Annotated in this window: 25 protein-coding genes and 2 pseudogenes; 17 read left to right on the top strand and 10 right to left on the bottom strand. The window is 51.6% G+C overall.

Features of this window, described 5'->3' with window-relative positions; genetic code table 11:
• Positions 1-4: 4 nt before the first annotated feature.
• The 3 genes and pseudogenes from pstA to phoU all read left to right on the top strand — a co-directional run bounded on the left by pstA (position 5) and on the right by phoU (position 3357).
• Complete coding sequence (pstA, locus tag FT643_RS16355) at positions 5-1669, top strand: phosphate ABC transporter permease PstA (RefSeq protein WP_317622043.1); 1665 nt, start codon at positions 5-7, stop codon at positions 1667-1669.
• Positions 1670-1813: 144 nt separating this feature from the next.
• Positions 1814-2563: pseudogene (pstB, locus tag FT643_RS16350) on the top strand (phosphate ABC transporter ATP-binding protein PstB); the annotation flags it as partial.
• Between the two features lie 47 nt (positions 2564-2610).
• Positions 2611-3357, top strand: coding sequence for a phosphate signaling complex protein PhoU (gene phoU / locus FT643_RS16345; protein ID WP_156872491.1), 747 nt, complete (start codon positions 2611-2613; stop codon positions 3355-3357).
• 59 nt (positions 3358-3416) lie between these two features.
• On the opposite strand, the gene FT643_RS16340 is transcribed toward phoU, so the two are convergent.
• Complete coding sequence (locus tag FT643_RS16340) at positions 3417-4055, bottom strand: hypothetical protein (protein ID WP_156872490.1); 639 nt, start codon at positions 4053-4055, stop codon at positions 3417-3419.
• Positions 4056-4186: 131 nt separating this feature from the next.
• Between FT643_RS16340 and FT643_RS16335 the strand changes: the two genes are divergently transcribed.
• Positions 4187-4669, top strand: coding sequence for a YajQ family cyclic di-GMP-binding protein (locus tag FT643_RS16335; protein WP_156872489.1), 483 nt, complete (start codon positions 4187-4189; stop codon positions 4667-4669).
• Positions 4670-4687: 18 nt separating this feature from the next.
• Here the strand turns inward: FT643_RS16335 and phoR are convergent, their stop codons facing one another.
• The 4 genes from phoR to FT643_RS16315 all read right to left on the bottom strand — a co-directional run bounded on the left by phoR (position 4688) and on the right by FT643_RS16315 (position 8395).
• Positions 4688-6001 (bottom strand): phosphate regulon sensor histidine kinase PhoR, encoded by a 1314-nt coding sequence (gene phoR, locus FT643_RS16330; protein WP_198043617.1) that lies wholly within the window; start codon positions 5999-6001, stop codon positions 4688-4690.
• A gap of 124 nt (positions 6002-6125) precedes the next feature.
• The gene (gene phoB, locus FT643_RS16325; RefSeq protein ID WP_156872488.1) at positions 6126-6815 is read right to left on the bottom strand and encodes a phosphate regulon transcriptional regulator PhoB; all 690 of its coding nucleotides are present in this window, start codon (positions 6813-6815) and stop codon (positions 6126-6128) included.
• A 100-nt stretch (positions 6816-6915) separates the two neighbouring features.
• Entirely contained in the window at positions 6916-7800 is an 885-nt protein-coding gene (gene ubiA / locus FT643_RS16320) for a 4-hydroxybenzoate octaprenyltransferase (protein WP_156872533.1), read from the bottom strand.
• 13 nt (positions 7801-7813) lie between these two features.
• Positions 7814-8395 carry a chorismate--pyruvate lyase family protein gene (locus FT643_RS16315; RefSeq protein ID WP_156872487.1) on the bottom strand — a complete coding sequence of 194 codons (582 nt, stop codon included), beginning with the start codon at positions 8393-8395 and terminating at the stop codon, positions 7814-7816.
• 393 nt (positions 8396-8788) lie between these two features.
• On the opposite strand from FT643_RS16315, the gene rubA reads away from it, so the two are divergent.
• The 5 genes and pseudogenes from rubA (at position 8789) to FT643_RS16290 (ending at position 12256) form a co-directional block, all read left to right on the top strand.
• Positions 8789-8953: a rubredoxin RubA gene (gene rubA / locus FT643_RS16310; RefSeq protein ID WP_156872486.1), complete on the top strand. Its 165-nt coding sequence runs from the start codon at positions 8789-8791 to the stop codon at positions 8951-8953.
• Positions 8954-9158: 205 nt separating this feature from the next.
• On the top strand, positions 9159-9446 hold the full coding sequence (locus tag FT643_RS16305; RefSeq protein ID WP_156872485.1) for an HU family DNA-binding protein: 288 nt from the start codon (positions 9159-9161) through the stop codon (positions 9444-9446).
• A gap of 19 nt (positions 9447-9465) precedes the next feature.
• Entirely contained in the window at positions 9466-9846 is a 381-nt protein-coding gene (locus tag FT643_RS16300; RefSeq protein ID WP_156872484.1) for a hypothetical protein, read from the top strand.
• Positions 9847-10161: 315 nt separating this feature from the next.
• A pseudogene (locus tag FT643_RS16295) lies at positions 10162-11381 on the top strand (dicarboxylate/amino acid:cation symporter).
• Positions 11378-12256, top strand: a complete 879-nt coding sequence (locus tag FT643_RS16290; RefSeq protein WP_156872483.1) for a hypothetical protein — start codon at positions 11378-11380, stop codon at positions 12254-12256. The pseudogene FT643_RS16295 and the gene FT643_RS16290 overlap by 4 nt, the downstream one beginning before the upstream one ends.
• 22 nt (positions 12257-12278) lie before the next feature.
• On the opposite strand, the gene FT643_RS16285 is transcribed toward FT643_RS16290, so the two are convergent.
• The 4 genes from FT643_RS16285 to FT643_RS16270 all read right to left on the bottom strand — a co-directional run bounded on the left by FT643_RS16285 (position 12279) and on the right by FT643_RS16270 (position 17262).
• Positions 12279-13667: an aminoacyl-tRNA deacylase and HDOD domain-containing protein gene (locus FT643_RS16285; RefSeq protein ID WP_156872482.1), complete on the bottom strand. Its 1389-nt coding sequence runs from the start codon at positions 13665-13667 to the stop codon at positions 12279-12281.
• Positions 13668-13760: 93 nt separating this feature from the next.
• Positions 13761-14354, bottom strand: coding sequence for a 16S rRNA (guanine(966)-N(2))-methyltransferase RsmD (gene rsmD / locus FT643_RS16280; protein WP_156872481.1), 594 nt, complete (start codon positions 14352-14354; stop codon positions 13761-13763).
• Positions 14351-15847 (bottom strand): M16 family metallopeptidase, encoded by a 1497-nt coding sequence (locus tag FT643_RS16275; protein WP_198043616.1) that lies wholly within the window; start codon positions 15845-15847, stop codon positions 14351-14353. The genes rsmD and FT643_RS16275 overlap by 4 nt, the downstream gene beginning before the upstream one ends.
• 47 nt (positions 15848-15894) lie before the next feature.
• The gene (locus tag FT643_RS16270; RefSeq protein ID WP_156872479.1) at positions 15895-17262 is read right to left on the bottom strand and encodes a M16 family metallopeptidase; all 1368 of its coding nucleotides are present in this window, start codon (positions 17260-17262) and stop codon (positions 15895-15897) included.
• Between the two features lie 186 nt (positions 17263-17448).
• On the opposite strand from FT643_RS16270, the gene ftsY reads away from it, so the two are divergent.
• The 5 genes from ftsY to FT643_RS16245 all read left to right on the top strand — a co-directional run bounded on the left by ftsY (position 17449) and on the right by FT643_RS16245 (position 22196).
• Positions 17449-18699: a signal recognition particle-docking protein FtsY gene (gene ftsY, locus FT643_RS16265; RefSeq protein ID WP_156872478.1), complete on the top strand. Its 1251-nt coding sequence runs from the start codon at positions 17449-17451 to the stop codon at positions 18697-18699.
• Between the two features lie 30 nt (positions 18700-18729).
• Positions 18730-19419 (top strand): cell division ATP-binding protein FtsE, encoded by a 690-nt coding sequence (ftsE, locus tag FT643_RS16260; RefSeq protein ID WP_156872477.1) that lies wholly within the window; start codon positions 18730-18732, stop codon positions 19417-19419.
• A complete protein-coding gene (gene ftsX / locus FT643_RS16255; protein WP_156872476.1) occupies positions 19416-20450 on the top strand; it encodes a permease-like cell division protein FtsX in 1035 nt (344 codons plus the stop codon). Before ftsE ends, ftsX begins: the two co-directional genes overlap by 4 nt.
• Before the next feature lie 186 nt (positions 20451-20636).
• On the top strand, positions 20637-21494 hold the full coding sequence (gene rpoH, locus FT643_RS16250) for an RNA polymerase sigma factor RpoH (RefSeq protein WP_156872475.1): 858 nt from the start codon (positions 20637-20639) through the stop codon (positions 21492-21494).
• A 180-nt stretch (positions 21495-21674) separates the two neighbouring features.
• Positions 21675-22196 carry a hypothetical protein gene (locus tag FT643_RS16245; protein WP_156872474.1) on the top strand — a complete coding sequence of 174 codons (522 nt, stop codon included), beginning with the start codon at positions 21675-21677 and terminating at the stop codon, positions 22194-22196.
• Here the strand turns inward: FT643_RS16245 and FT643_RS16240 are convergent.
• Positions 22193-24385, bottom strand: coding sequence for a hypothetical protein (locus FT643_RS16240; protein WP_156872473.1), 2193 nt, complete (start codon positions 24383-24385; stop codon positions 22193-22195). The genes FT643_RS16245 and FT643_RS16240 overlap by 4 nt on opposite strands.
• 225 nt (positions 24386-24610) lie before the next feature.
• Here FT643_RS16240 and FT643_RS16235 point away from each other — a divergent pair, with 225 nt between their 5' ends.
• From FT643_RS16235 to FT643_RS16225, 3 genes are all read left to right on the top strand, one after another.
• The gene (locus FT643_RS16235; RefSeq protein WP_156872472.1) at positions 24611-24982 is read left to right on the top strand and encodes a DUF423 domain-containing protein; all 372 of its coding nucleotides are present in this window, start codon (positions 24611-24613) and stop codon (positions 24980-24982) included.
• Positions 24983-25088: 106 nt separating this feature from the next.
• On the top strand, positions 25089-25289 hold the full coding sequence (gene thiS, locus FT643_RS16230) for a sulfur carrier protein ThiS (RefSeq protein WP_317622046.1): 201 nt from the start codon (positions 25089-25091) through the stop codon (positions 25287-25289).
• A gap of 74 nt (positions 25290-25363) precedes the next feature.
• Positions 25364-26146, top strand: a complete 783-nt coding sequence (locus FT643_RS16225) for a thiazole synthase (protein WP_156872470.1) — start codon at positions 25364-25366, stop codon at positions 26144-26146.
• Positions 26147-26148 lie beyond the last annotated feature (2 nt).

The following is a 26148-nucleotide window of genomic DNA, read 5'->3' as shown; positions in this document are numbered from 1 at the left end:
ATCGGTGAATAATTCGTTTAAACAATGGTTTCGAAAGGGTGAGCCCTGGGTTTGGCTGAACGCAGGCGCGGTGGCAATCTGTGTGGTCATGGTGGTTGGCCTATTGGGATTGGTCGCGGTTCGTGGTTTGGCTCACTTTTGGCCACACACCATTATCCAGGCTACTTATACCGAGAGTGACGGCAGTCAGTACAAATTGATTGGCGAAGTAGCCGACGAAGAGTGGGTTGCCGCTTCGCGGGTACGTGACAGCGGAGTTGAGATTCCGGAAGACGTGAAAGTCGTGAAACGGATGCAAATAAAAACCGGCAACCGGGATATTTCCGGCCTGGATTTCCGCTGGCTGATTGCAGAAAACCTGACTGATATCACCACACCGGAAGAGGTGATGCTGGTGGAGCGCCGGGAATGGGGTAATTTATACGGCTACTTGCGCCAGGTGAAAGAAAGCGGCAACGTGGTGGCGAGTGATGCAGAAGCTTTACCGGAATTTGAACAGCGTCTGGAGCGGGCGTTATCCGTTTTTGAACAAATTCGCGAAATCGAAAACGGCGAGATCGGAACCATCAACTACGAGGTGGAGCGTCTGCGTCTGCAGGAGCGCGGTCTTGCACTGAAAGGCGAACTCACTGAGCAGGCGAAAGCAGAGATTGAAGCGGCGAAGCAAGAGCAAGACGATTTATATCAGGCACTGAAAGGCAAGCTGGATGATCTCAATACGCAGATCAGTCGTGACAGTGTCGTGCTCGAAACCATGGAAGGTACGGAGAAAGAAGTCCCGCTCAAATTGATTGTGCAATATAAGCAGCCTAATGGTTTGTCCTGGTTCCAGAAGGTGGCGGATTACTTTCATCAGGTCTGGTTATTTCTGACTGAAGACCCCAGAGAAGCCAATACGGAAGGCGGGGTGTTCCCGGCTATATTCGGAACCGTACTCATGGTCATTATCATGTCCATTCTGGTGACCCCGTTCGGGGTTATAACCGCGGTGTATCTGCGGGAATACGCCAAGCAGGGCCTGCTCACCCGCACTATTCGCATCGCTGTGAACAATCTGGCGGGTGTGCCGTCTATTGTATACGGTGTTTTCGGTTTAGGGTTTTTCGTCTATTTCACCGGTGGTTCAATAGATGATATTTTTTACCCTGAGGCGGCTCCCGCTCCGGTGTTCGGTACGCCGGGTTTGATGTGGGCGTCAATTACGTTGGCTATCCTCACACTACCGGTGGTGATCGTGGCCACGGAAGAAGGGCTGACGCGGATTCCAAAGTCGTTGCGCGAGGGCTCGCTGGCGCTGGGCGCGACTAAGTTTGAAACCATATGGAAGGTGATATTGCCGATGTCCAGCCCCGCCATGATGACCGGATTGATCCTGGCAGTGGCCCGTGCCGCCGGTGAAGTGGCACCGCTGATGCTGGTGGGTGTCGTGAAGCTGGCGCCCACTTTACCACTGGATGGCAATTTTCCTTACTTGCATCTGGAGCGCAAATTTATGCATTTGGGTTTCCATATTTACGATGTAGGCTTCCAGAGCCCGAACGTAGAGGCAGCCAGGCCATTGGTTTATGCAACTGCATTTTTGCTGGTGCTGGTCATCGTGCTACTTAATTTAACGGCGATTATGATTCGTAATCGTTTGCGCGAAAAATACCGCGCCTTGGAAACCTAGGGCAGGAGGTTCAACATGACAGAATTGAATTCAAACTTAAACGAAGGTGATGCCATGACTGCTGCAGAAAGCCCGCGCAAAATGGAAGTAGGCCAGAAGACGACCGCTATGAACATGGTGCCGAATCAGTTGGAAAATGAAGAAATATGTTTGGAAGTTCGCGACTTTCGGCTGTATTACGGCGACAAACGTGCGCTACATAATGTGAATATGGTGATTCCGGAGAAAAAAGTAACGGCTTTCATAGGTCCGAGTGGGTGTGGTAAGTCCACCCTGTTGCGCAGTTTCAATCGCATGAACGATCTGGTGGATATCTGCCGTACGGAAGGACAGATCCTGTTTGAGGGCAGCAATATTTTTGATCGTAAGGTGGATGTTACTGATTTGCGTCGGCGGGTCGGCATGGTCTTCCAGAAGCCGAACCCTTTTCCCAAAACCATTTATGAAAATGTGGCCTATGGCCTGCGTATTCAGGGCATCAATAAGAAGCGCATCCTGGACGAGCGGGTGGAGTGGGCACTCAAAGGCGCGGCTTTGTGGGACGAAGTGAAAGATCGACTGCATGAAAATGCGCTGGGCATGTCCGGTGGTCAGCAGCAGCGTCTGGTTATTGCGCGCACCATCGCAGTGGAGCCGGAAGTACTGCTGCTGGATGAGCCCTGCTCGGCGTTGGATCCCATTTCAACGCTCAAGGTTGAAGAGTTGATTACAGAGCTGAAAGATCAATTCACTATCGTCATTGTGACTCATAATATGCAACAAGCAGCTCGGGTTTCTGACTATACTGCCTTTATGTACCTGGGCGATTTGATTGAATATAAAGACACCGACACCCTCTTTACCAATCCGGCGCAAAAGCAGACCGAAGATTACATCACGGGTCGTTACGGCTGATCGTTTAAAGTGCTTGATTTGATAACTAATTTTGAGTGAGACCACGGATGAAAAGCGAAGACTACACCCAACATATTTCCAAACAATTTAATGCAGACCTTGAAGAAGTGCGTAGCCATATTCTGGCTATGGGTGGCTTGGTAGAAAAGCAGGTGGTTGACGCAGTACAAGCACTGGTGGAAGCCGACAGCGCACTGGCCAGTGAAGTCATCAGCAACGAAAAAAAAGTCAACGGCATGGAACGCCGTATCGATGAGGAATGTACCCGTATTATTGCGTTGCGTCAGCCTGCGGCGAGTGACCTGCGCTTATTGGTCGCCGCCACTAAGGCCAACACAGATCTGGAGCGGATCGGTGACGAGGCCAATAAAATTGCCAAAATGGCGATTCGCCTTTCAGAAGACGGTGCGTTGCCCCGAGGCTATATAGAAACCCGCCATATCGGCCACCATGTTACCGCCATGTTGCGGCAATCACTGGATGCGTTTGCCCGCTTTGATGTGGACCAGGCCGTTGCGGTAGTGCGTGAGGATAAATCCGTTGATATCGAATACGAATCTGCAATGCGCTTGATGGTGACCTTTATGATGGAAGATCCCCGTTATATCAAACGTGGATTGAATGTGCTGTGGAGCTTGCGAGCTTTGGAACGCATCGGTGACCATGCGCGTAATATTTCCGAGCAGGTGATTTATCTCGTCAAGGGCAAGGACATACGCCATTTGCCGTTGTCCACTTTGCAGGATGATCACGTGTTAACAAGCGAAGAGAAGAAAAATCTAAAAACCGAATAGCGCTAAGGCAGGATGAGAGGGAAGCCATTATTTTGATCGCGGCTTCCTTTTTTTGAACGCTATAACCCCGCATCCATCTGTTTCATCCGCTCATTCATTATATTCTGTACGTCCTTCGCCTGTTCGATCAGTTTGGGGATCTCCGTGACCGGAATGGTCACTGGTACCGGCAGCGAACTGTCCAAATCCTGATTTTTGGCGAGCGGATTGTTTTCTACGATGGAATTCGTCGTCGCGACTGTTCTGACCCGTCCAAAGGCAACATCGATCTGTTCTTCAGAAAGCCCCTGCAAAAGGTTGGCTGTGGGGTCGGTACGCACGACCAGATTGAGGGTGTTTCGGTTCGGTTGCTGGCTGAATTGCCAGACCCCGTTTTCATCCTGCCAGCGATAAAAAATATTATCTTGTGGTTGGATATCCAATTGGGCCAACTGCTCTCGGGTGAGTTGATCCGGCCCGAGAGCGGGTACATTGTCGCTCCATTGAATCCATTGCTCCGCCACGGCATCGGTAACCGAGACCTGGTCATCGCCTTTCATGGAGGGCAATGATAGTGAGGGCATGGAAAACGACATGCGCGATAACGCCAGATCCTTGAATGCCAATAGTTTGCTCATCCCGCTGGGGCCCATCAGCAAATAAGGCCCTGCAACGGTTAAAATAACCAGGAATATCATAAGTTTAATAAATAATTTCATGGGACTTTGTCACCTTACCCCGCTGTCGCCTCAACCACCTTCGTTAATTGCAGTATAGCGGTTCCTGTGCACTACACAGCTTCGGTTTGATGCTATACCATGTGGCAAATTTAATAATTACGAGGTGCAGCATGCCCAGTTTTGATGTGGTTTCTGAAGTGAACATGCATGAAGTGGATAATGCCGTGGATCAGGCTAATCGTGAAGTGACCAACCGCTTTGATTTTAAAGGCACCAAGTGCCGTTTTGAACAGGATAAAAACGTAATCACTATGGTTGGAGATGCGGATTTTCATTTGCGTCAACTGCAGGATATCCTGGAGAGCAAGCTGATCAAACGAGGAATCGACATCGCCTGTCTTGACCTGGATGAGCCGGACGTCAACCTGGCGGAGGCAAAGCAAAAAGCGACTTTGCGTCAGGGACTGGATTCAGATCAGGCAAGAAAACTGGTCAAAATAATCAAGGAAAGCAAACTGAAGGTGCAGGCGTCCATTCAGGGCGAGAAACTGCGGGTGAACGGCAAGAAGCGTGATGATCTGCAGCAAGCGATTGCGATGCTGCGGGAAGCCAAATTTGAAATGCCATTACAATATGAAAATTTTCGTGATTAACAGTCCCTATCCCGCGAGCTAGGCGACGGATTGATTCTCTTTTTTTACCATTAAGCGAGTGGGAAAGCGGCAGGTGAACACGCTCCCTTCGCCGGGGTCGCTGACGATTTCCAGTTTGGCATCGTGGTGTAACAACACATGCTTTACAATGGCCAGACCTAATCCGGTGCCGCCTGATTTTGCGTGCCGGCTTTGGTCCGCGCGATAAAAACGCTCAGTCAGGCGTGGCAGGTGTTTCTCGTCAATGCCGATACCGTCGTCTTCTACTTCCAGATACACACCCTCTTCATCCGCCCACCAGCGCAATTCAATACGGCCGTTTTCAGGCGTGTATTTGATGGCATTCATCATCAGATTGGAAAAGGCGCTGCGTAATTCGTTCTCATCACCGTAAATTATCAAGTTAGTATCAATATCCAGGATGATTTTGTGCTGTTTACTTTCGTTGATGGCGAGGGCGTCGTTGTGAATCTGGCGCAATATTTTGGGGACGGAAACGGGCGTCATTGTGCGTTCTTTGTCGTCGGACTCCAGGCGGGCCAACAACAGCAGATCGTTAATGAGTAACTCCATGCGCTGGGTTTGCTGATGCATCTGACTCAAACCGCGTTTTAGGTGCGGTTGGTCTGAATTCAGGGTGTCGATAAAGGTCTCCAGATAACCTTTAATCACAGTCAGGGGAGTACGCAGTTCGTGGGAAACATTGGCGACGAAATCCTGACGCATTTTTTCAAGATGATGAATGCGGGAAACATCCCGGGTTACCATCAGGCGTTCACCATCGCCGAAAGCGGTAATCTGAAATTGCAGCACAACATTGGGGTTAAGGGTGGAGGGAAGGTCCAGTGGCTTATCAAAATTACCGGCTTCAAAGTATTGTATAAATCTCGGATCGCGCAACAGGTTGGTCAGTGATTGCCCGCGATCGGATTTTACTTTTAATCCGAGCAAACGGCCCCCTGCTTCGTTCCACCATTCCAGGTCGCCGTGCTTATTGACGACGACAACGGCGTCTTTAATCGCATCCGTGGACTGCTGGGCGCGGGTAATAATCTGATGCAGGTTATTGATGTCAGCCTTATAGCGGCGCTGCAATTGATAGAGCTGATCGAGCATGTTGCCCCAGACGCCAGTGCTTTCCGGGGGGTCACTTTCCGCACCGGATTCGAGCCAGCGACTCATATCCTTGATTCTGAACAACAGCCACAAGCAATAAGGTACAGAGATTAAGGCAATACCGACCCCCGGGTACCCCAGCATCCAGCCACCCCCACCGCCGATCGCCAGCAGTAGCAAAAACTGGTTGAACTCAATGCGCCATTCTCTAAGCACGTAAACTACCTTGGGTCTGTTGACGATACCTGACTGTTGATACTAGCCGATTCAAGTATCAAATCCATTTCTATCCTGCAACAGTTGTGTTGCAGCGACAGTGCCAACGGTGAGCATTCCGGGGTCAGAATTTGGTTGAAAAGCGATACCCTGTGCCGCGTACCGTTTGCACAAGGTGGTCGTACTTATGGGGTGCCAGTGCTTTGCGAAGCCGGCGGATATGAACGTCCACCGTGCGGTCTTCCACATACACATTGCCACCCCACACCTGATCCAGTAACTGTGCCCGGGAGTAGGCCCGATCCTGATGAGTCATGAAAAATTCCAGCAGGCGGTATTCGGTGGGGCCCATTTCCACGGGCCGCTCGTCAGCGGTGATGCGATGGCTTATAGGATCCAGTGCAAGCCCCTCCACCAGTATCGCTTTGCTCTTGTCGCCTTTGGTACGACGCAACACGGCATTGATGCGGGAGATCAGTTCGCGAGTGGAAAAAGGCTTGGTGATATAGTCGTCTGCGCCGGCGTCTAAGCCCTGGATTTTATTATCTTCTTCGCTTTTTGCGGTGAGCATAATGATGGGGATTTCACCCGTGGCCTCATCGCGTTTCAGCCGGCGGGCCAATTCGATTCCACTCACACCCGGAAGCATCCAATCCAGCAAAATTAAGTCGGGCCGATCATCGACAACGGCGCTATGGGCGGTTGATCCGTTCTCCGCTTCCATCCATTTGAAACCGGCCAGTTCGAGTGAAACGGAAATCATTTCGCGAATCGCTTCTTCATCATCTACGATCAGGATCTTTGCTTCAGCCATGCCGGTTAGCCCTATTTATTAATTCAGTACCGTCATTTAATGATGTCAATGTTACATAAAAATGACGTTTGTGGGTCAAGCCGTACTTTATTCTCAAGCATTATGACAAACTGTAATGCAAAAAGACGCCCACAAAGATCACCGCGCCGACCCAGTGATTATGCAAAAAAGCATTGAAACAGGCGTTGGTATCCCGGCTACGGCACTGCCAGAGCTGCCAAACCAGCAACAATGCCGCGGTTCCCAGCCCCAAGAAATACCAGACGGAGAACTCCAAACGGTTGCCTAACAGCCATAGGGAAAGCAGAGCCAGGGCATTCAGAATGCTGATCATGACCAGGTCGGCGTCACCGAACAATATGGCGGTGGACTTAATGCCGGCGCGCAGATCATCTTCCCGGTCCACCATGGCGTACAACGTGTCGTAGGCCATAGTCCAGGCCACGGTCGCGAGATAGATAAGCCAGGCATGCTCCGGTACCGATTCACCCACCGCTGCAAAGGCCATAGGGACCGACCAGGCGAACGCAGCGCCCAGCACCAGCTGCGGCAGATAAGTGTGGCGCTTCATATACGGATAGGTGCAGGCCAGCAGCAGACCGCCAACCGACAGCAAAATTGTGAAGCGATTAGTGTACAGCACCAGGGCAAATGCCAGCATTCCGATTAATGCAGCAATAGCGAGTGCTTCCTTACTGCTCACCCTGCCAGTGGCCAAGGGGCGGTTGGCGGTACGACTGACCTGACCATCCAGGTTACGGTCAGCGAAGTCATTGATGATGCAGCCCCCAGTGCGGGTCAGAAACACTCCGGTGATAAAGATAAAGATCAGTTTGAAGCTTGGATCGCCTTCTGCGGCGATCCACAAAGCCCAAAGTGTCGGCCAGAGTAACAAATAGATACCGATGGGACGGTCCAGTCGACCAAGGTAGATAAAATCGGGCAGGCGCCGCAACGGCGAATTCGACAGTTGCAATTCTTTCAGTGAGGCCACTGGTTTATCCTTTCCTTTGATCCAGCAAGTACATCGGACAGCGTTGCAGAAAGTATTCGCTGACCAACAGAGGTTTGTCGTACAGGTAGAATAGCGATTGTCTACCCCAGAGCAAACCTTGATGCGCGAACACCGTGCTCAGGCGACTCGCATTCAGGCGATAGACCGAGATCGGCCCGCGCCTTACATGGGGGTGATTAAACAGAACCGCACCCAGCGGCTTTGTGCCCAGACGAGTGAGCGCGCGTGCCGGGCCCATCAGTGTTGCCGTGGGAATCACCGTTCGGGCAAACACCCAAGGCTGATCGTGGCAGCGTAAGGTGACTTCTCTTAAAAAAGGCCATGTGCGCAATCCCAGCGCCAGTGCATCCCGTTCTTGTGCAGTGGTGCTCAGGTGCCCCTGGCGCAATAGCTCTACCCGGAATTCCCCGCCGGATTCCCTGATCAGCCTTTGTGTCAGTGAGTCTGGGTCGAGTAACCAGTCACGATAGCTGCGGGGAATTTGATACGGGGGGACACGACCGCCGCCGCCCTGATAGAGGGTCTGGTCGTGGAGTATCGCGGGCAGGAAGTGCTGGCTTGTCATTCTCGGGCCACTTTTAATTGACGCAGGAGGAAGGTTAACACCTTGATAGCATTGGAAGTATTGCCGTTCGTGGCAACGAAATCAACGGCAGGGTAACAGATACCTGGGCCCGCTGGCGAGAATTGGCAGGGAACCTTTGATTTTTACCAGCTGCAGTAATAGCAGCGAAACCATCCCGGCTATCGCATCTCGGTGTCAGCGGCTTATCCCGGGCTTGTGAAATGGGGTTAAGTAGGCAATCAGGTCAATAGCTCATCGAGACCGGTTTGTTTTCGACCGCCAGGTGCCGGATGGATACATTGTTATAAAAAGTACTTGCGGCTTGCATTTTTCAGTTTTCGCCAGTAATTTCCCCCTTCTTAAAACAGAGGCTGAGAATCAGAAGGTGTACCCATGAAGAAGTACGAATGCATAGTATGCGGCTATATTTATGACGAGGCGGAAGGCTGGCCGGAAGACGGTATCGCGCCCGGAACCAAGTGGGAAGACGTGCCGGACGATTGGGTTTGCCCGGATTGCGGCGTTTCAAAAGAAGATTTTGAGTTAATGGAAGAATGAGAGTTGGCATCACCAACCGAATAATAATAAGTGAAAAACGGGGTGACGTAGTTCCGCTACCCTTGCCCCCAAGCTTGAAAACGGTGGTTACCGGATTCAGACCGCACCAGCACTCGTGTCATTGGACCATTGCAGGTCAGAGCAAGGTCGCCTTTCACTGCCAGGGCTTACGGTATACAATCGGCCCTTTTCAAGGGACCGGATCATGCAGAAATCAGAAGTAGAATCGTTACTTGCCGAAAAACTGGGATTAACCAAAATAGCGGCGCGTGATCTGCTGAATGTCATTCTTGATCAAATGACATTGGAAATGAGTCGCGGCAACCGCATCAGTTTGCCCGGATTCGGTGTATTTGAAGTGCGGGCATTTGCGCCCAGAACCGGACGCAATCCACAAACCGGCGAGCCTATTGAAATTCCGGCGGGGCATAACGTCCAGTTCAAACCGGGCAAGGGCTTAAAAGACCTGGTAGCGCAATCATTAGCGCAGTAGTTATTTCGGGAATGTCATTATGAAGTTTTGGTTTTTATTGCTGGTGTTGGGTTGGCGTATGCGCTGGCTGGCAAAAAACAACGATGCTTTTAAAGAAAAGCTGGATAACAAAGATATCGTATTGCAGTTTCGCACTGAAAACGGCCGCGTAGCGCGATACTACCAAGTGCGGAACAACAGCGTGATCCCGTTCGGTGGTTTGCACCCCAAGCCGGATATGAGTATGGCGTTCAAAGACGCCGGATATGCCTATAAAACCATTATGAATGCCAGCAAAGACAAAATGGTCTTCATGAAAGGAATGGGCAGCAAAGACATCATTGTCACTGGGGATGCCCAGGAAATGATGTGGTTTATGAGTCTGATCAAGTTCTTTCCCCCCAAAAAGAAGAAGAAATAAACAAAGTAATTACGTTATCGGTACAACTGCACTTGTTTCGTTGCTCATTTGTGACGAAACTTAGCTCATGTCTGGCGTTTATTCCATTTGGTTGTTAGTCTTTGGTCAGGTTAAATATTGACCATATAAGGGCGTGCGTAGTTCGGAAAAGGGCTGTATTCAGATCGGAGCGAATGCCAGGATCAGAATGGGCACAGCAGTTACTAATGGGGAATCGGGGTGACGGAGACGCAAAATAAGGACGCAGCAAAAAAGGACACATTAACGATCCGGATTTTTCTGGGCTTGATCCTGGGCTTTGGAATCGGCGTGTTGATGTTTTACCTTAACCACCATTTTCCTGACACCACTTTTTCCCGCTTTAATGATACCTACCTGATTAACGGTGTGTTTCACGTTGTCGGCAAAATATTTGTCAACCTGCTTAAGTTGATGATCGTGCCCTTGGTTTTAGTTTCCCTGGTGTGCGGGGTTATCGCATCCGGCGAGAGCAAAAGTCTGGGCCGCTTGGGCACCAAACGTTTCTGTTGTATCTGCTCACCACCGCCATTGCAATTACTCTGGCGATCATCGTTGCGAGCGTTGTTGATCCCGGTGCCGGAATCAGCCTGGATACAAACTACGAACATTTTAAACTGGCCGAACGTCCGCCGTTGGTACAGGTGCTTATTGATATCTTCCCGTCTAATCCGTTCAGCGCAATGGCTGAAGGCAATATGCTGCAGGTAATCGTATTCGCAATTTTGGTGGGTATTGCGCTAAACAATACGGGTGAAAGCGGTAAGCGCATCGGCGCTATTTTTGAAGATATGAACATCATCGTAATGAAGCTGGTCGAGCTCATAATGCGGTTAGCGCCTTACGGTGTATTTTTCCTGGTGGCGAAAGTCTTTGCCGAGCAGGGATTGGATATTCTGAAAGGGCTAAGCGCCTATATGTTTTGCGTTGTGTTTGCGCTGTTTTTACATTTATGCGGCACTTATATGGGAATTTTGACGTTAGTAGCTAAACTCAATCCCATGATCTTCATGAAAAAAATGCGCGCCGCTCTGATTTTTGCCTTTAGTACTGCCAGCAGTGCGGCAACCATGCCGGTGACACTGGGTATCGTTGAAAAAAAATTAGGTGTAAAAAACTCGATTGCGTCTTTCACCATTCCTTTGGGCACCACCATTAACATGGATGGCACTGCCATCATGCAGGGAGTTGCCACCGTGTTTATAGCTGGCGCCTATGGTATTGATCTGACGGTTTCTCAATTCGTCATTGTTATTACGACTGCAACTTTAGCGTCCATCGGTACGGCTGCCGTGCCCAGCGCAGGCATGATTACGCTGGCCATGGTTCTAGGACAAGTCGGTTTACCGGCTGAAGCCATCGGTTTGATCCTGGGCGTTGACCGCATACTGGATATGATCCGCACGGCGGTCAATGTGACCGGTGATGCGGTGGTGACCTGCACTGTCGCGCGCTCGGAAGGCGAATTTGATAAAACCATATTTGATGATCCGGATGTGGAGGTGCAATCGGCATGAAGCCAACCGGGTCCCCCAGAATGAACGCCCAATTCACAGTATTGCTGCTCGCAGCGGTTCGCGTTCTTTCGTGTCTGGCGTTGTTCAGTGCAGCGGCCACGGCCTGGGCGCAGCCCTCTTCAACCGACCAAGACCAAATTTGGGAGAGCGCACTGGAAAAATCCGGTGTCAACGATGTGTTGGCGCAGGCCAACGTATTAATCGATCAGGAAATTACGAACCTGGGCAAAGCGCCCCTGGGTTTCACCCGTGTTCAACTTGAACAACTAAACCAACAGTTCAGACGGCGATTCGGTTCAGAGCAACTAAAACGGGAAATCATTGAGCATCTGGAACAATCTTTTTCACAACACGACAAGCAAGAACTGGACGGTATTTTACAGTCCCGTCAATTGCGTAACCTGCAGCAATTGCAGGAGCAACTGCAGGATGCCGATATACGCAAAGCAATGCGCAGCTATCGTTTGCGGGTTAAAGAATTACCCCCCAATTCCGAGCGCATGGCGCTGTTAGTTTCCCTGGATGAGGTGTTACAGCAATCGAATCTGGAGTCGCAATTGAAAGTGGAATTACGCAAGCAATTGCTGGCGGTGGTATCCCGTCTTAAAACCAATCAAAGTTATTCGGAAGAGTTACTCGATCAGCAGTTGGTAAACTACCGGCAGTCAGTAGAAGGGGAGATCAGTGAGAATGCGTTGTTTGCGTATTTATATCTGCTAAAACGGACCCCCACCCACAAACTGGAACAGTTGTTGACCTCTTTGGATCAACCTGTTTTCGATCGCTTTATGGCGGTGTGCTTGAAGACGGTCCAGAAATCCTTTCTGGAAGCACGTCAGCAGATTAGCGAAGACATCCGGTTAGCGGAACATTAATCCGCTATTATTCAGCGGCCTTTCAGCTCGCCATGGTCTTGGCAATTTTTAATAACTCATCTTGTTTTGAAACCAGGTTATTCAATACCGAATGGGCATCGTCCCGGTCCAGGTGAAGCGCCTGAAAATAGGCATCGGGAATGCTGTGCACGGGGCCGGGAGCCATGCCCGTGCTGCGTAAGAGCTGGTGGCTTATGTGAAGTAAGCGGGAATAAACCGAGTGCTCGCCGCTGAATTCCGGATGATGCTGCCAGCGCAATGCTACTATAATTTCTTCCGGCATATTCCAGCATTCCATCAGTTGGCTGGCGAGGGTTTCCCGGTCTACCCCCAAACTATTTTGCTCGATATAAAAACTATCAAGGTGCGGGTTGGCTTCAATATCCCGGTTAAGTTTGGAGAAGTAGGGTGGAAAAATATGAGCTAATACCAGATATCCGTAATTAGAAAGCAATCCACTCAGATACGCCAGGCCCATTTCCGGACGATAGTCACTGGAGATTGCTTTCACCAAGCCTTCCATCAATGTGGCGCTATAAACGGCTTGCCGCCAGTAGGAAAACGCACCATGTGGGCCACTCTCCGGCAGCGTCAGCGTTTTGCCTAAAGCCAGACCCAGTGACAAGTTAATCACCAGATCAAACCCTAACACGCGAATCACCGCATCGTGCACGGATTTTATGGCACCGGGAGCAGCGTAATAAGGTGAGCTGGCCCAGCTGACGACCTGAGCAGCCAGGCTCGGGTCTTGCTCCACCACTTCAGCAAGATCCCCGGCCCCGGCATCGGGGTTGATGCGCAGTTGAATAATGCGTTCGGCTGTGTTCGGTAGCGGCGGCATTTCCAGAGTTTCTTCCAGGCGTCGTTTCACTCTTAGTGAAGTGAATCGCTTGACTGAATCGACAACCGTTTGACGATCGTCCTGATTGACGTTGATTTTTGGCAGGGGAACGCAGCTATCACAGATATTCGCTTCGCAAACGAGTTTGGAAAATTCGGCCTGTTCCAGCTTCAGAAATTGTCCGCTGTCTCCCAGCTCCAAAAACAAACACGCCGGTTTCAGCAGGCGCTGATCGACCAGCAGGGGCAGTTTGTCACAGATTGGCAGGCCCGGCGTGAGGCCAACGTCCTGAATTCGGGCCAGCTCAGCAAAGCCGGAAGGGCTGATAGCTTGCCAATTGCGGTTGGTGGCGGTACACAGGTCCTGCAAATCCAGTAAGCAGTTGCTGGGCAGGAGCAATTGCACTTTGCCCACCGGGTCTTGCAATACGATCACCTGGACTATCTGGCTTTTGTCGATCTGCGGGCTGCTGCTCACCTGATGCAATGGCGCAATTTCCAGATCCTCCAGAATTTGATAGTCGATTCCTTTCTGTGCCAGTCGGTCCGCCACGTTGGGGGGTATGGACATGAAACTTACCTCTGAATGTTCATGACCTTAAGCATAGAGACCACTGCTCAATGCTGCAAAATAGTTAAGCCGGGAATGTTCCGGGAATGTGCGCTAGGTGACTGAATTGGCCTGGAAAGCTTGAGGTGTCGGGCATTCCAGTAACAAAAATAGTTTGTTTTTGGCCTTTTTCTGCTTCAGTACCTGCCAGTGGGAGGGCAGCCTGCCGGTCGAAAATTCCGCTTCAGCTTCAAGGTAAATCTTGCTGTTTTCGTGAAAAAACCCGCCATATTCAAGAAGATAGATGCAGGGCTGCAGAAGATTTTTGTTAAAGGGCGGATCCAGGAAAATCAGGTCGTAGGGCTTATCGGCTTGATGCAGTTTGAGCCAGGGCTCGGCCCCGCTTTGATACACGCTGGCACGCTCACAATCCAGCGTATTCAGGTGCTGCTTAATGTTGCGGGTGGCGGTGGCACTGGTGTCCACAAAGTCAACGTGTTGCGCGCCGCGAGAAAGCGCTTCCAGCCCCAGAGCCCCGCTACCGGCAAACAGGTCCAGGCAGCGCGCTCCCTCAACATCAAACATCAACCAGTTAAACAGGGTCTCCCGATAGCGATCCAAGGTGGGTCGCAGACCTTCTTCCGCGACGAAGGACAACCGTCGACCACGCCATCGGCCGCCGATAATGCGCAGCTCCGATTTCTTCATGGCTTGCCGTCACCTAATGAGTCGTCTTGCTCGGCATCGGCTTGACCGGCGGTGATGGTAAGCAGCGCGTTGGGGTGAACCACCCGCTGAAAGGCTTTTTTAATGTCGTCTTTGGTTACTTTTTCAATGGCCGCGGGGTATTTTTCCAGATAGCTGAGAGGCAGATTATAGAATCCAATCATTCCCAAATATTGGGCAATGTTGCTGTTACTGGCGGTTTGGAGGGGGAAGCTGCCCAGCAGATTGCGCTTGGCGTCGGCCAGTTCCGCATCGGTTGGGCCGTTGTTCACAAAGTCGCTGAGTGTGGTGTCGAGCAATTTGAGGGCCTCCTTGGTCTGGTCTGCGCGGGTTTGCAGATTAACAAAGAAAGGCCCTTCCGCAGCCATGGGGGTGAAATGGCTGTACACGCTGTAGGCCAGCCCTTTGTCCTGCCGAATTACCTGGTTCAGCCGCGACGAAAAACCGCCACCGCCCAAGATCTCGTTGCCAACGGAGATGGCATACCAATCCGGATCGCCCCGTTTGATGCCGACTCCGCCGACCATGATATGGGTTTGGCTGGAGGGAAAATGGATATGCTGGTCAGCGGGTGCAGACAGCGCCTCAATGCGGCCCAGCGGTGGTGCGGGTTGACCGGCCGGTAACTGTTTGTCCAGTTGGGACGCAATCAGCTCTGCATCGGTGCGGTCGATGGCACCGATAATCGCGACCACCATATTAGAGGCGACATAATATTTTTTGTGAAAATCTTCCAGAGCGCCTTCGTTGATGGCTTCCAGGCTCAGTTCCGTTCCGTTGGGCGGTGAGCTATAGGGGGCACCGCCGTACAGATTCTCAAAAAATGCTTTTTGCGCCAGGGCTCCGGGGCTCTGCTGTTCATGTTGCAGGGAAAGTTGCATTTTTGAGCGTAAGCGGTTCAGGCTGTTGTCCGGAAAAGTGGGTTGTGCAACCACGTCATAGAACAGGGACAGTGCCTCATCCCGGTATTGCGGGTCGGATAAAGTGCGCAGACTGACCAGTGCCATATCACGATAGGATTCGGTACTGATATCCGCGCCGAGCCCTTCAAAATGGCGTGCGATCTCATCGACGTCGGCTACTCCGGCGCCCTCGGTCAGCATGGCGTTGGTCAGTTTCGCCACCCCCGGCAGGCTGCCATCCCGCGCGGCACCGGCATCGAATACGACCCGCACATCGAGCATGGGTATTTCCGCTGCTTGCACATAAAGTACCCGCGCACCTTTGGGAGTATTCCAGGATTCGATTCTGACTTTGTGAGACTTTTTGGTGGCTTTTTCAATTTGCTCTATGGATTCCAGGTCCAGATGGTTTACTGCCTGACCGGTGGTGTTTTCCGGTACGACTAACGGACCGGACTCCGTTTCTCCGGGCTTGCGGCTACCGGGCAGGTTGTACAGCAGCACGATAAATATGCACACCACCAGAATGATCATGCTCAGGGTTTTGCGGCTAATTCGACTGTCTTCAGACATTATGTTGGGCATTCCCTATTAAAAATTGAATCGGAAAATTCAGAACGTCACAGGGGTTGCGGATTAAGAATGGCAACCACTTTATTGTCTGGAATAAGGTATTTGTTGGCGACCTCCCGGATTTGTTCCGGTGTCACAGCCGCCAGTTTTTCCAGCATGGCGTCGGCTTCCTGCCAGCTGCGCCCAATGGCTTCCATGCTGCCGATCTGATTAGCCTGACTGGATATGGAATCCTGCTGATAGACAATACCGGAAATAATCTGCGCCTTGATGCGTTCCAGTTCATCCGGGTCCGCCAGTTCTTCCTGCAGTCGGGTAATTTGTTCCTGAATGGCATCTTCCAGCTCTTCGATGGAATATTCCTTGCCCGGAATCGCGCTGAAGTAAAACAAGGTATCGCCGAGCGCCAAGCCGCTATAACCGGCCCCTGCACTTGCGGCGATACCTTGGTTGCGCACCAGCTCTGTTTCCATTCGCGCGCTGTAGCCGCCGTCCAGAACGCCCGCCAGCATTTGCAATGCATAGACATCATTCTCGTCGGATGCGGTGTTAATGCCCGGCACGTTGTAGCCGATGTACAGGTTGGGAATCTTGGCGGGTATATCCACACTCAGGCGGCGTTCGCCGTTGGCCGGTACTTCTTTATTCAGAGGGCGTTTGGGAATATTCCCTTTCGGTATCGGGCCGAAATAGTGAGCTGCCTGTTCGAATACTTCATTGGCTTTTACATCCCCGACGACGACCAGGATCGCGTTGTTCGGCACATACCATTGTTTGTACCACTTGCGGGCATCTTCGCCTTTCATGTTGTCCAGATCGTGCATCCAGCCGATGACTGGGTTGTGGTAGCCGGAAGATAAATAAGCGGCGGCCATAAACCGTTCATAGGCAATGGAGCCGGGTTTGTCATCGGTGCGCAAACGGCGTTCTTCTTTCACCACTTCGATTTCTTTGGCGAACTCGTCGTCCGGCATCAGTGCGTTCTGCATGCGGTCGGCTTCCAGCTCCAGGCTGAGGGGCAGGTTAACTGCACTCATCACTTGGTAGTAGCCGGTGTAATCGTAAGAAGTAAATGCATTCTCACTGCCGCCGTAATTGGCGATCAGTTTGGAGAATTCTCCGTTGGGCACCCGCGGTGTGCCTTTGAACATCATATGTTCCAGTACGTGAGAAACCCCGGTTACCCCGGCGTGTTCGTAGCTGGAACCAACCCGATACCAGACCTGAGACACCATTACCGGAGCCCGATGGTCTTCCCTGACGACGATTTTCAGGCCGTTTTCCAGGGTGTGAGTAAAAGTACGATCGGAAGGGGAAAGGCGTGATTTCGGGGCTGAGCCGGTGTTAGCCCAGCCAGTGCAGCTTATTCCAGTAGTCAATAAGCCGATCAGCAAAAGTTGTGGAGCTTTGTTCATTATATTGTCTCAAGACGCCGGAAAATAATTCGGGGGAACACAATCTAACATAGTGAGTCGCTTTGACTAACAGCACCGGGAAAAATTCCTGCCATTGTGCCCGCCTGGGTGCGGATAGGCGGGATTGGATTATGGTAGGATAGCGGCCACTTTATCCGAACAACAAAATGGTTCAGAGGTTTGACAATGGTGAGTAGTGCGCACGAGCAAGCGGTGTTTGAACGTTTCTTTGTGCCGGGCGAGGCCCAGGGCAGTTTAACAAGTGAGTCCGGGGCACTCCGGGGGCAAGCCGTACTGTCGGAGCAAGCCTTGTTCGCCCGCTTTTTTGATGAGGGCGGTATTGCCACAGCGGTTGCTTCGGCCAGTGTAACCTCTACCTCCCGGTTGATGGCTGAGCCGGAGATTTCGGTTGTTGAAACGGTGGTTGAGCCTGTCATCGAACCGGTTGCCGATGCCCCTGCTGTAAAAACACCTGTTGTTGAGACTCCGGTGGCGGAACCGGCCTCGTTCTTTGCCCGTGTAAAACAAGGCCTGAGCCGCACCCGGGCCGGATTGAGCGACGGCCTGGCGGGAATTCTGCTGGGCAAGAAAGCCATCGACGATGATCTGCTGGAAGAAGTGGAAACCCAACTGCTGGTGGCGGATGTCGGTGTCGACGCATCACGGCGTATCCTGGACGCCATTACCGCGCGCATGAAGCGCAAAGAACTGAAAGATTCCGACGCCCTTTATCAGGCTTTGCAGGAAGAAATGGCAACTGTACTACAGCGTTCCGACGACGGTGGCGGTCTGCCTATTGATACCAGCAAAAAGCCGTTTGTGATTCTGATGGTGGGTGTCAACGGCGTGGGCAAAACCACGACCATCGGCAAGCTGGCGAAAAAACTGCAAATGGAAGGCAAATCGGTGATGCTGGCAGCCGGCGATACGTTCCGCGCCGCTGCGGTGGAACAGCTTCAGGTTTGGGGTGAGCGTAATAACATTCCCGTAGTGGCCCAGCACACCGGCGCAGACAGCGCCTCGGTTATTTTTGATGCCCTGCAATCGGCTCAGGCCAAGGGCATTGATGTGCTGATTGCCGATACAGCCGGACGTCTGCATACCAAAAGTAATCTGATGGACGAACTCTCAAAAGTGAAACGGGTGATGGCTAAGCTGGATCCAACCGCCCCACATGAAGCCATGCTGGTACTGGATGCCTGCACCGGCCAGAATGCACTTAACCAGGCGGAACAATTTCATCAGGCAGTGGGGGTTAGTGGCATAACTTTGACTAAACTGGATGGTACTGCCAAAGGCGGTATCGTGTTTGCGATTGCTTCCAAAATGGCATTGCCGATTCGTTATATCGGTGTTGGTGAACAAATCGATGACCTGCGCCCGTTCAAGGCGGACGAATTCGTCAGCGCACTGTTCGACCGGGAAACCATACATTAAAACGCATTCCAATCACCAAATCCGGACCCTATGATACTTTTTAATAAAGTCAGCAAGCGTTATGAGAACGGCAGGGATGCGTTACTGAATATCAGCTTTGAGCTGGGACAGGGGGAGCTCACTTTTCTTACCGGTCATTCCGGTGCAGGGAAAAGCACGCTGCTGAAATTGATCATGTTGATTGAGCGCCCCAGCGCAGGACAGCTGGTAGTCGGTAATATCGATACGGCAAAAGTGGGGCGTGCCGCGATCCCTTTCTATCGGCGACAGATCGGTATGGTGTTTCAGAATCATCAGCTGTTATTCGATCGCAGCGTGTATGAGAACGTTGCTTTGCCTCTCGTAATCGCCGGCTATCGTCCCCGCGAAGCCGGACGCCGGGTGCGTGCTGCACTGGATAAAGTCGGACTGCTCGACAAGGAAAAGCAGAACCCCATTGCGTTGTCGGGCGGAGAGCAGCAACGAGTCGGGATAGCCCGAGCCGTGGTCAATAAACCCCGGGTGTTAATCGCCGACGAGCCTACCGGTAACCTTGATCCGGAGCTGTCCGCCGAGATTATGGATTTGTTCGATCAGTTTTCGCAGGTGGGGGTGTCAGTGTTAATCGCAACTCACGACCTGGGTTTGATTGCCCGCTATGATCATCGCCTACTGTCCTTAAATGACGGTAAGTTGATCAGTGATGGCTACGATACCTTAGAAAGGGAGGGCGCATATTGAGTTCGCGACCTCCCCCACGCAGACCGCCCCATCATAATCCCCAAAACCGGCCGACGCAGAGTCCGGCAGCGGTGCAGAAAACCCGTGGCGCAACTGCGGCTGGTACTACCTTTACCCAACGTTTTCAAAGCTACCGTGAACACCACAAAGAAGTCGCTCTGGAAAGCTTGCGTCGTTTGCTTAGCACCCCCTTGCCCACATTGATGACGATTCTGGTGATTGCGATTTCACTGAGTCTGCCAGCCGGACTGTATGTGATTTTAAAGAACGCAGAAAATGTGAGCGCAGATTGGGATGGCAGCGCACAGATATCGTTGTTTCTTCGCTTCAGTATCACGGCAGAACAAGGTCGCAATCTGGCTGATGAGTTGGCCCAACATAAAGACGTGAAGCGGGTTGAATTCATCTCTCGCGAGCAGGCGCTCGGGGAATTTGAAGCGCAATCCGGATTTGGTGATCTGATTAAAGAGCTGGGTGAAAATCCGCTACCCGCGGTGCTTGTGGTGTACCCTTCCGTCACCGACCTGGGCTCGGCGCAAGGGTTGCGAAATGAATTGGCCAAGCGGACAGAGGTGGAGCTGGCGCAACTGGATGCCCAGTGGGTGCAAAGGTTATATGCCATGCTGGATCTGGGGCAGCGTTTTGTGGCAGCGCTGAGTGCGGCCTTGGTATTGGCGGTGTTGCTGGTGATCATCAACACCATTCGCCTGGCCATTGAAAGTCGCCGCGATGAAATTATCATTGTTAAACTGGTGGGCGGCACCGATGCCTTTGTGCGGCGACCCTTTCTGTATACCGGGCTGTGGTATGGGCTGGGGGGCTGTCTTACTGCGCTGTTGTTGGTGCAAATCGTTCTGTGGTGGCTGCAAGGTCCGGTTAACGCCTTATCCGAGTTATACAGTAGTAAATTTGAGCTAGCTGGATTAGGGTTTGGTGTTTCCTCGCTGATGTTATTGGGGAGCGTGGTAGTGGGGTTAGCCGGTGCCCGCCTCGCGGTAAGCCAGCATATTCGCTCAATCGAGCCGGGCTGACATTCAAAACGGCGATTTTTATCGCTAATCCCGGGCAAACCCCCTTGAAATTCACGGCGGAAACGCCCATAAATACCAGTCCCCGGCCCCGGGGGATCTTTAAAGGAAACGGGGAACTATGACCGCAATTAGCACTCATATATCAAGAGTGCTAAACTCAGTCAGATACAACGGAGATCAACCTAAATGAATAAAGCTCTTCAACCTGCATTAATCACCACACCCGGTGTCAACCTTGAAGCCTATGTTCAGTCCGTACAGACTGTGCCGGTTCTGAGCGCAGAAGAAGAAAAGGCACTGGCCGAAAAGTTATTCTATGACGGCGATGTGGATTCGGCCCGTCAATTGGTTCTTTCCCATCTGCGGTTTGTAGTACATATTGCTAAATCCTACACCGGATACGGCTTGCCTCAGGCAGATTTGATTCAGGAAGGTAATGTCGGCCTGATGAAGGCCGTTAAACGTTTTGATCCCAACGTGGGTGTGCGCCTGGTGTCTTTTGCCGTGCATTGGATCAAGGCTGAGATACACGAATACGTGCTGCGCAACTGGCGTATCGTTAAGATTGCGACGACCAAGGCACAGCGTAAATTATTCTTCAATCTACGCAGTCAGAAAAAACGTCTGGGTTGGCTGACCAATGATGAAATCCAGGCGATTGCCCAGGATTTAGGGGTCGGCGATAAGGACGTTCGCGAAATGGAAGGGCGCTTAGGTGCGTACGATGCCTCTTTTGATGCGCCAGTGGATGCGGACGACGAAAGTGCCAATCAGGCTCCGGTTTATTATCTTGAAGACAGCAGCATGGACCCGGCAGAAATGCTGGAACAGGATGATTGGGAAAACAATCACAATGCCCGTTTGTATGCAGCGATGACAGAATTGGATGATCGTAGCCGAGACATATTGCAACAGCGCTGGTTTGACGATGAAAAGTCTACCTTGCATGAGCTGGCAGCGAAGTACAACGTCTCTGCCGAGCGTATACGTCAGCTGGAAAAAAACGCCATGAACAAACTCAAGGCCCATATTCTGGAAGCATAAACAGAACCAGTCAGGGCGCGTGGCAATTGTAAGGACACTCATTTTTGGAAAGGCCGGATGTAATCATCCGGCCTTTTTTTCGTTACCAAGAGTAAAACTCGGTAACAGATTTTCGCCACAGACCTGGATATAATTTGTCAGGTATAACTAACAACTATAAGTTCTGACCAGGGAAATTTTATGAAGGCAGTCTGGATAGCCGGAGGGGTGCTGGCAAGCGTGGTGAATGCTGTGCTGGCTGATAGCGTGATAAGTGATGGCGTGCCGATGGGGTTGTTGCAAGCGGATCAATGGCAACCCATTTCGCAGTTGGTATCGGGCGGGCAATGGGTTTCTAATTGTTACCAATTGGAGTTGGGGCAGTACCAGATTCGCTCCTATGACTTCAGGCTCAATCAGCTGGCGACGATCACCACCACCAGCTATCCCGATCAGGATTGTGTGCAAGTACCAACCGGCACCGTTTCCATTGCGGTAGCTTGGCAACTAGATCATCAACTCACCACAGAAGAAGGAATGCAGGCTTTCGCAATGGACGTTCAGCTCCGGATAGGTGAGTCACAGGAGTTGGTGAACGTTAAGCAAATTCTTTATTACCAGCAGGATCACCTATACCTGGGTATCAGCCGGGCTTTAAATGAGTATCCCCACCGGCTTGACTGGGAAATCGAATACCGACGGGCAAAGGCCAGCGGTGCTTAGAAGCCGCGAAATACGAATTCCACCTGATCGATATTGTCTCCGGTTGCCGCATCTCGTACGAGAACAGAGTATTTATGGGTATCGACATCGTAGGAGCTGCGCAAGAGGATACCGATTTCAGCGCTAAGATTGCCGTTGATATCGGGTATGGCAATCATGTCTTCCGGAATGAGGTCTTTTCGTGGCCAGATATTTTTGACCAGCGTACCGTTCAGTGAATCTCTTATCTCGACTTTGTTCGTGGAGGCCATCGAATTTCTGCCGAGCAAGGCTAACTCCAGCGTGCCGTTGGCATTGATATCATTCAAGGCAATTGCCTTAATCGGAGCGAATTGCCGATCAAAATTAACCGTTCTAACAACGCCGCCCGTTATTTGGTGTGCGATCTTCATGCGGACGCGATCCCCATCCGGTTTAGCTTGCAAAGCCGCCAAAGCGGTCGCTTCAATTGTGCTTCCGTCGGTCAAAGGCGGGAGCGGCAGCGCAGCGATCGAATCATAATTTTCTCCCAACCAAAGGTTTTTGATCAGCGTACCATTTAGGTTGCGAATTTCGAGTTTACTGGTGAGGTTGTTTTCATTGGTCGATAGTACCCCGAGCTCAGGGCGGTTATCACCGTCAAGATCCTGCACCTGAACCAGATCTTTGGGTGTATAGGTGGAGTTGAACGAAACACTATTGAGCAATTGTGCAGTGATGCTATCCCGTATTTCCACTCGCACCCATTTCGTGCTTTTGTGCGTTTCAAGAACCGCCAGTTCGGGCGCGCCATTTGAATTTTGATCCGTCATTGTCATAAGTCGCAGCGGCGTAAAGTTCCGGTTAAATTGCAACTGACTGAGCTTTTCCCCCGTTAAGCTATCGCGAATTTCGGCGGTTGAATCCACGCGACTGAGAACAGCCAGTTCAGAAGCACTATTGCCATTGATGTCGGGCAAGGCTAGAAAATCAATGGGGCGAAGCGCTGTGTCGAATGTGACTTCGTGTGCCAAGCTGGAAGGTGCACCAACCGACTTGACGGTCGCTATGACCTTGCCGGCACCATAGTTGTGTTTTAATAACGCCAGGTCCTGATAACCGTCCAGATTGGCATCATTTAAGGAACGAATCTGCACCGAAGGCAATAACGCATCGGTGGAAAATTGCCCCAGAAAACCTTCGTACAGAGATTCGCTCTGGCGTGTGCCACCAACAAAGATATGGTCAGCTGCAACTACGACGGAAGTCGGACTGAGATCAGAGCCTGGTAGAAACCATCTCTCTTGCAGATTGCCGTCAAGATCATAATGAGTCAGGTGCATTCCCAACTCAGAATGTGTATACGAGGGGTCAAAGTTATGTCCCGATAGGTAGATACCGTCTTCCCGGACGGCCAAGCCATTGTGTTGAGTAGGTGTTTGATGGAGGGGAGACATCCATACCAAATTGCCTGCTAAATCGAACTTTGAAAAACGGGAAGTCCCTCTCGAATATAAATGACCGTCGTAATAGGTCAAATCACGTACTGCGTCCTGATCAGGTATTGGAAATTCAAATAGCTTGTTGCCCTGGGTGTCGTAAACGTAGGTTGCGATTGAATAGGTTCTGTGGGCCGAGGTAACCAAATAGATCTGGTCATGGGTGGCCAGGATGGCAAGACCACTCACCCCCTCGGGCTTCTGACTCCAAAGCAGATTGCCGTCGAGGTCTAATCGGGACACAGCGATCTGTAGTTCGTCCCGGACCTTCCTCAAGAAATTGATACCCTCATCATCGAGTGCAATGGATAGGTTGCCTTCGGAGGGGCGCGCCTCAGTGTAAGTCCAGCCGATACTGCCGTCATGGTTGTATTTTCGAATGAAGTTTGTTGTTACTCGAGAACCGGTATGACCGGCGACATAGACTCCATGCTGGTTTACCTCCAAGTCAGTAATGTCTGTGGACGCGGAAGAAACAGGGAGGTTCCGGCGCCAGAGCTCAGTTCCTGCCTTGGAATATTTGAGCAGCACTCCCTTCCTCCGTTCCCCGTCCTTAAAGCTGTTCCCGGCGAGATAGATGGCGTCGTCATGATCGGCCATGCGCTCCAGGGTAACGTTGCCGTTCTGCTCTGTAATTTGCTGGAACCAGTCGAAACCCTCTGCTAAGGCGGTGGCCGATGCACCGCATAGCCACAACAGAATAAGGGTGTATTGCAGATTGAATTGCTTCATGGGCCTTTCCTTGGCAATCGTCGGGGACCGTATTCGCCATACTCTACCATTCGCGTTTGCATTGCGCGAACCGAATGCGGACCGTTCCCCGCAGCCACCAATCTGGTATGGCGTGCAAAGCCAGCGCTAAAAAGAGACCTAAAAATTTCATGCCCAATACCCATGATTGCCTTACACTATGCGCCCTTAAACAGCCTATGGATGACTGGATTACCAGGGGAAAATATGAAGCATTTTATTGTTATCGGCGTGTTTGCCATGGCTCTAGGGGTGGTGTTGGGTGCGTTCGGCGCACACGGCCTGAAGGACAAAATTGCTCCAAATCTGCTGTCGGCCTTTAATACCGGGGTTGAGTACCAGCTTTATCATGGCCTGGGGCTGATACTGGTGGGTTTAATGGCCTATCAGTTTCCACAGGCGAAAGGTCTGGTGGTGGGTGGTTGGTTGCTGTTGGCGGGGGTTGTGATGTTTTCCGGCAGCTTGTACGGGTTGGCGCTGACCGGCGCGCGTTGGCTGGGACCGGTGACGCCTTTAGGTGGCCTGGCCTTCATTGTTGGTTGGGGCTGGATTGGCTGGAGCGTATTACGGGCATCCTGAGTTCAATAGTCGCGATTACTCCGGTGCAACCCCTTTACGGGTTGCTGTCAATTCCCGACAATAGAGCACCAGAAATGAGAGGCCCTTGATGAATTCGTCTGATCTTATCCAAATTACGGTTAACGGTGACACCCGCCAAGTAGCTGGGGACTGCACCGTAACACAATTGCTGGCGGATATGGCGTTGGCAGGCAAACGGATTGCCGTGGAGCGCAATCTGGAAATTGTACCGCGTACGCTGCATGCCAGCACCGTGCTGCAGGACCAGGATGTTCTGGAAATCGTGCAGGCCATCGGCGGCGGTTGAGCAAAGGGGCGCGCTGCCCGCTGAGTTAATCCATTCGCTGAGCCATTCAATTCAAAGTCAAAAGGTTTAACACAATGACAGATACAGCCCTGAAAGTGGGTGATCGCAGTTTTCAATCCCGTTTGCTGGTCGGCACCGGTAAATATAAAGACCTGGAACAGACCCGGCTTGCGATTGAAGCCAGTGGTGCCGAGATTATTACGGTCGCAGTGCGACGTACTAATATTGGTCAGAACCCGGGTGAGCCCAATTTGCTGGACGTATTGCCGCCGAATCAATACACCTTGCTGCCCAACACGGCCGGTTGTTACTCCGCGCAGGAAGCAGTGCGGACCTGCCGTATGGCGCGGGAAATTCTGGACGGTCATAACCTGGTGAAACTGGAAGTGCTGGGGGATGAAAAAACCCTGTTCCCCAACGTGGTTGAAACCTTGTCTGCCTGTGAAACCCTGATCAAGGAAGGTTTCGAGGTAATGGTGTATACCTCGGATGATCCAATTATTGCCAAGGAGCTGGAGCAAATGGGGTGTGTTGCGGTGATGCCATTGGCTGCACCAATCGGCAGTGGGCTGGGCATTCGTAATCCGTACAATATCCGCATGATCATCGAAGAAGCTAACGTGCCGATTATCGTGGACGCCGGTGTGGGCACTGCGTCCGATGCTGCCATTGCGATGGAGTTGGGCTGTGACGGTGTGTTAATGAATACCGCCATTGCCCAGGCCCGTGATCCGGTGTTAATGGCGTCGGCAATGAAGAAGGCCATCGAAGCAGGCCGAGAGGCGTATCGCGCTGGGCGAATGCCGAAGAAACTCTATGCCAGTGCCTCGTCTCCCATTGAAGGCACCTTTTTTTAGTT

The sequence above is a fragment of the Ketobacter sp. MCCC 1A13808 genome (genome assembly GCF_009746715.1).
Lineage (GTDB): Bacteria > Pseudomonadota > Gammaproteobacteria > Pseudomonadales > Ketobacteraceae > Ketobacter.
The sequence above is the reverse complement of the archived record's forward strand: the minus strand, read 5'-3'. Positions and strand labels throughout refer to the sequence as shown.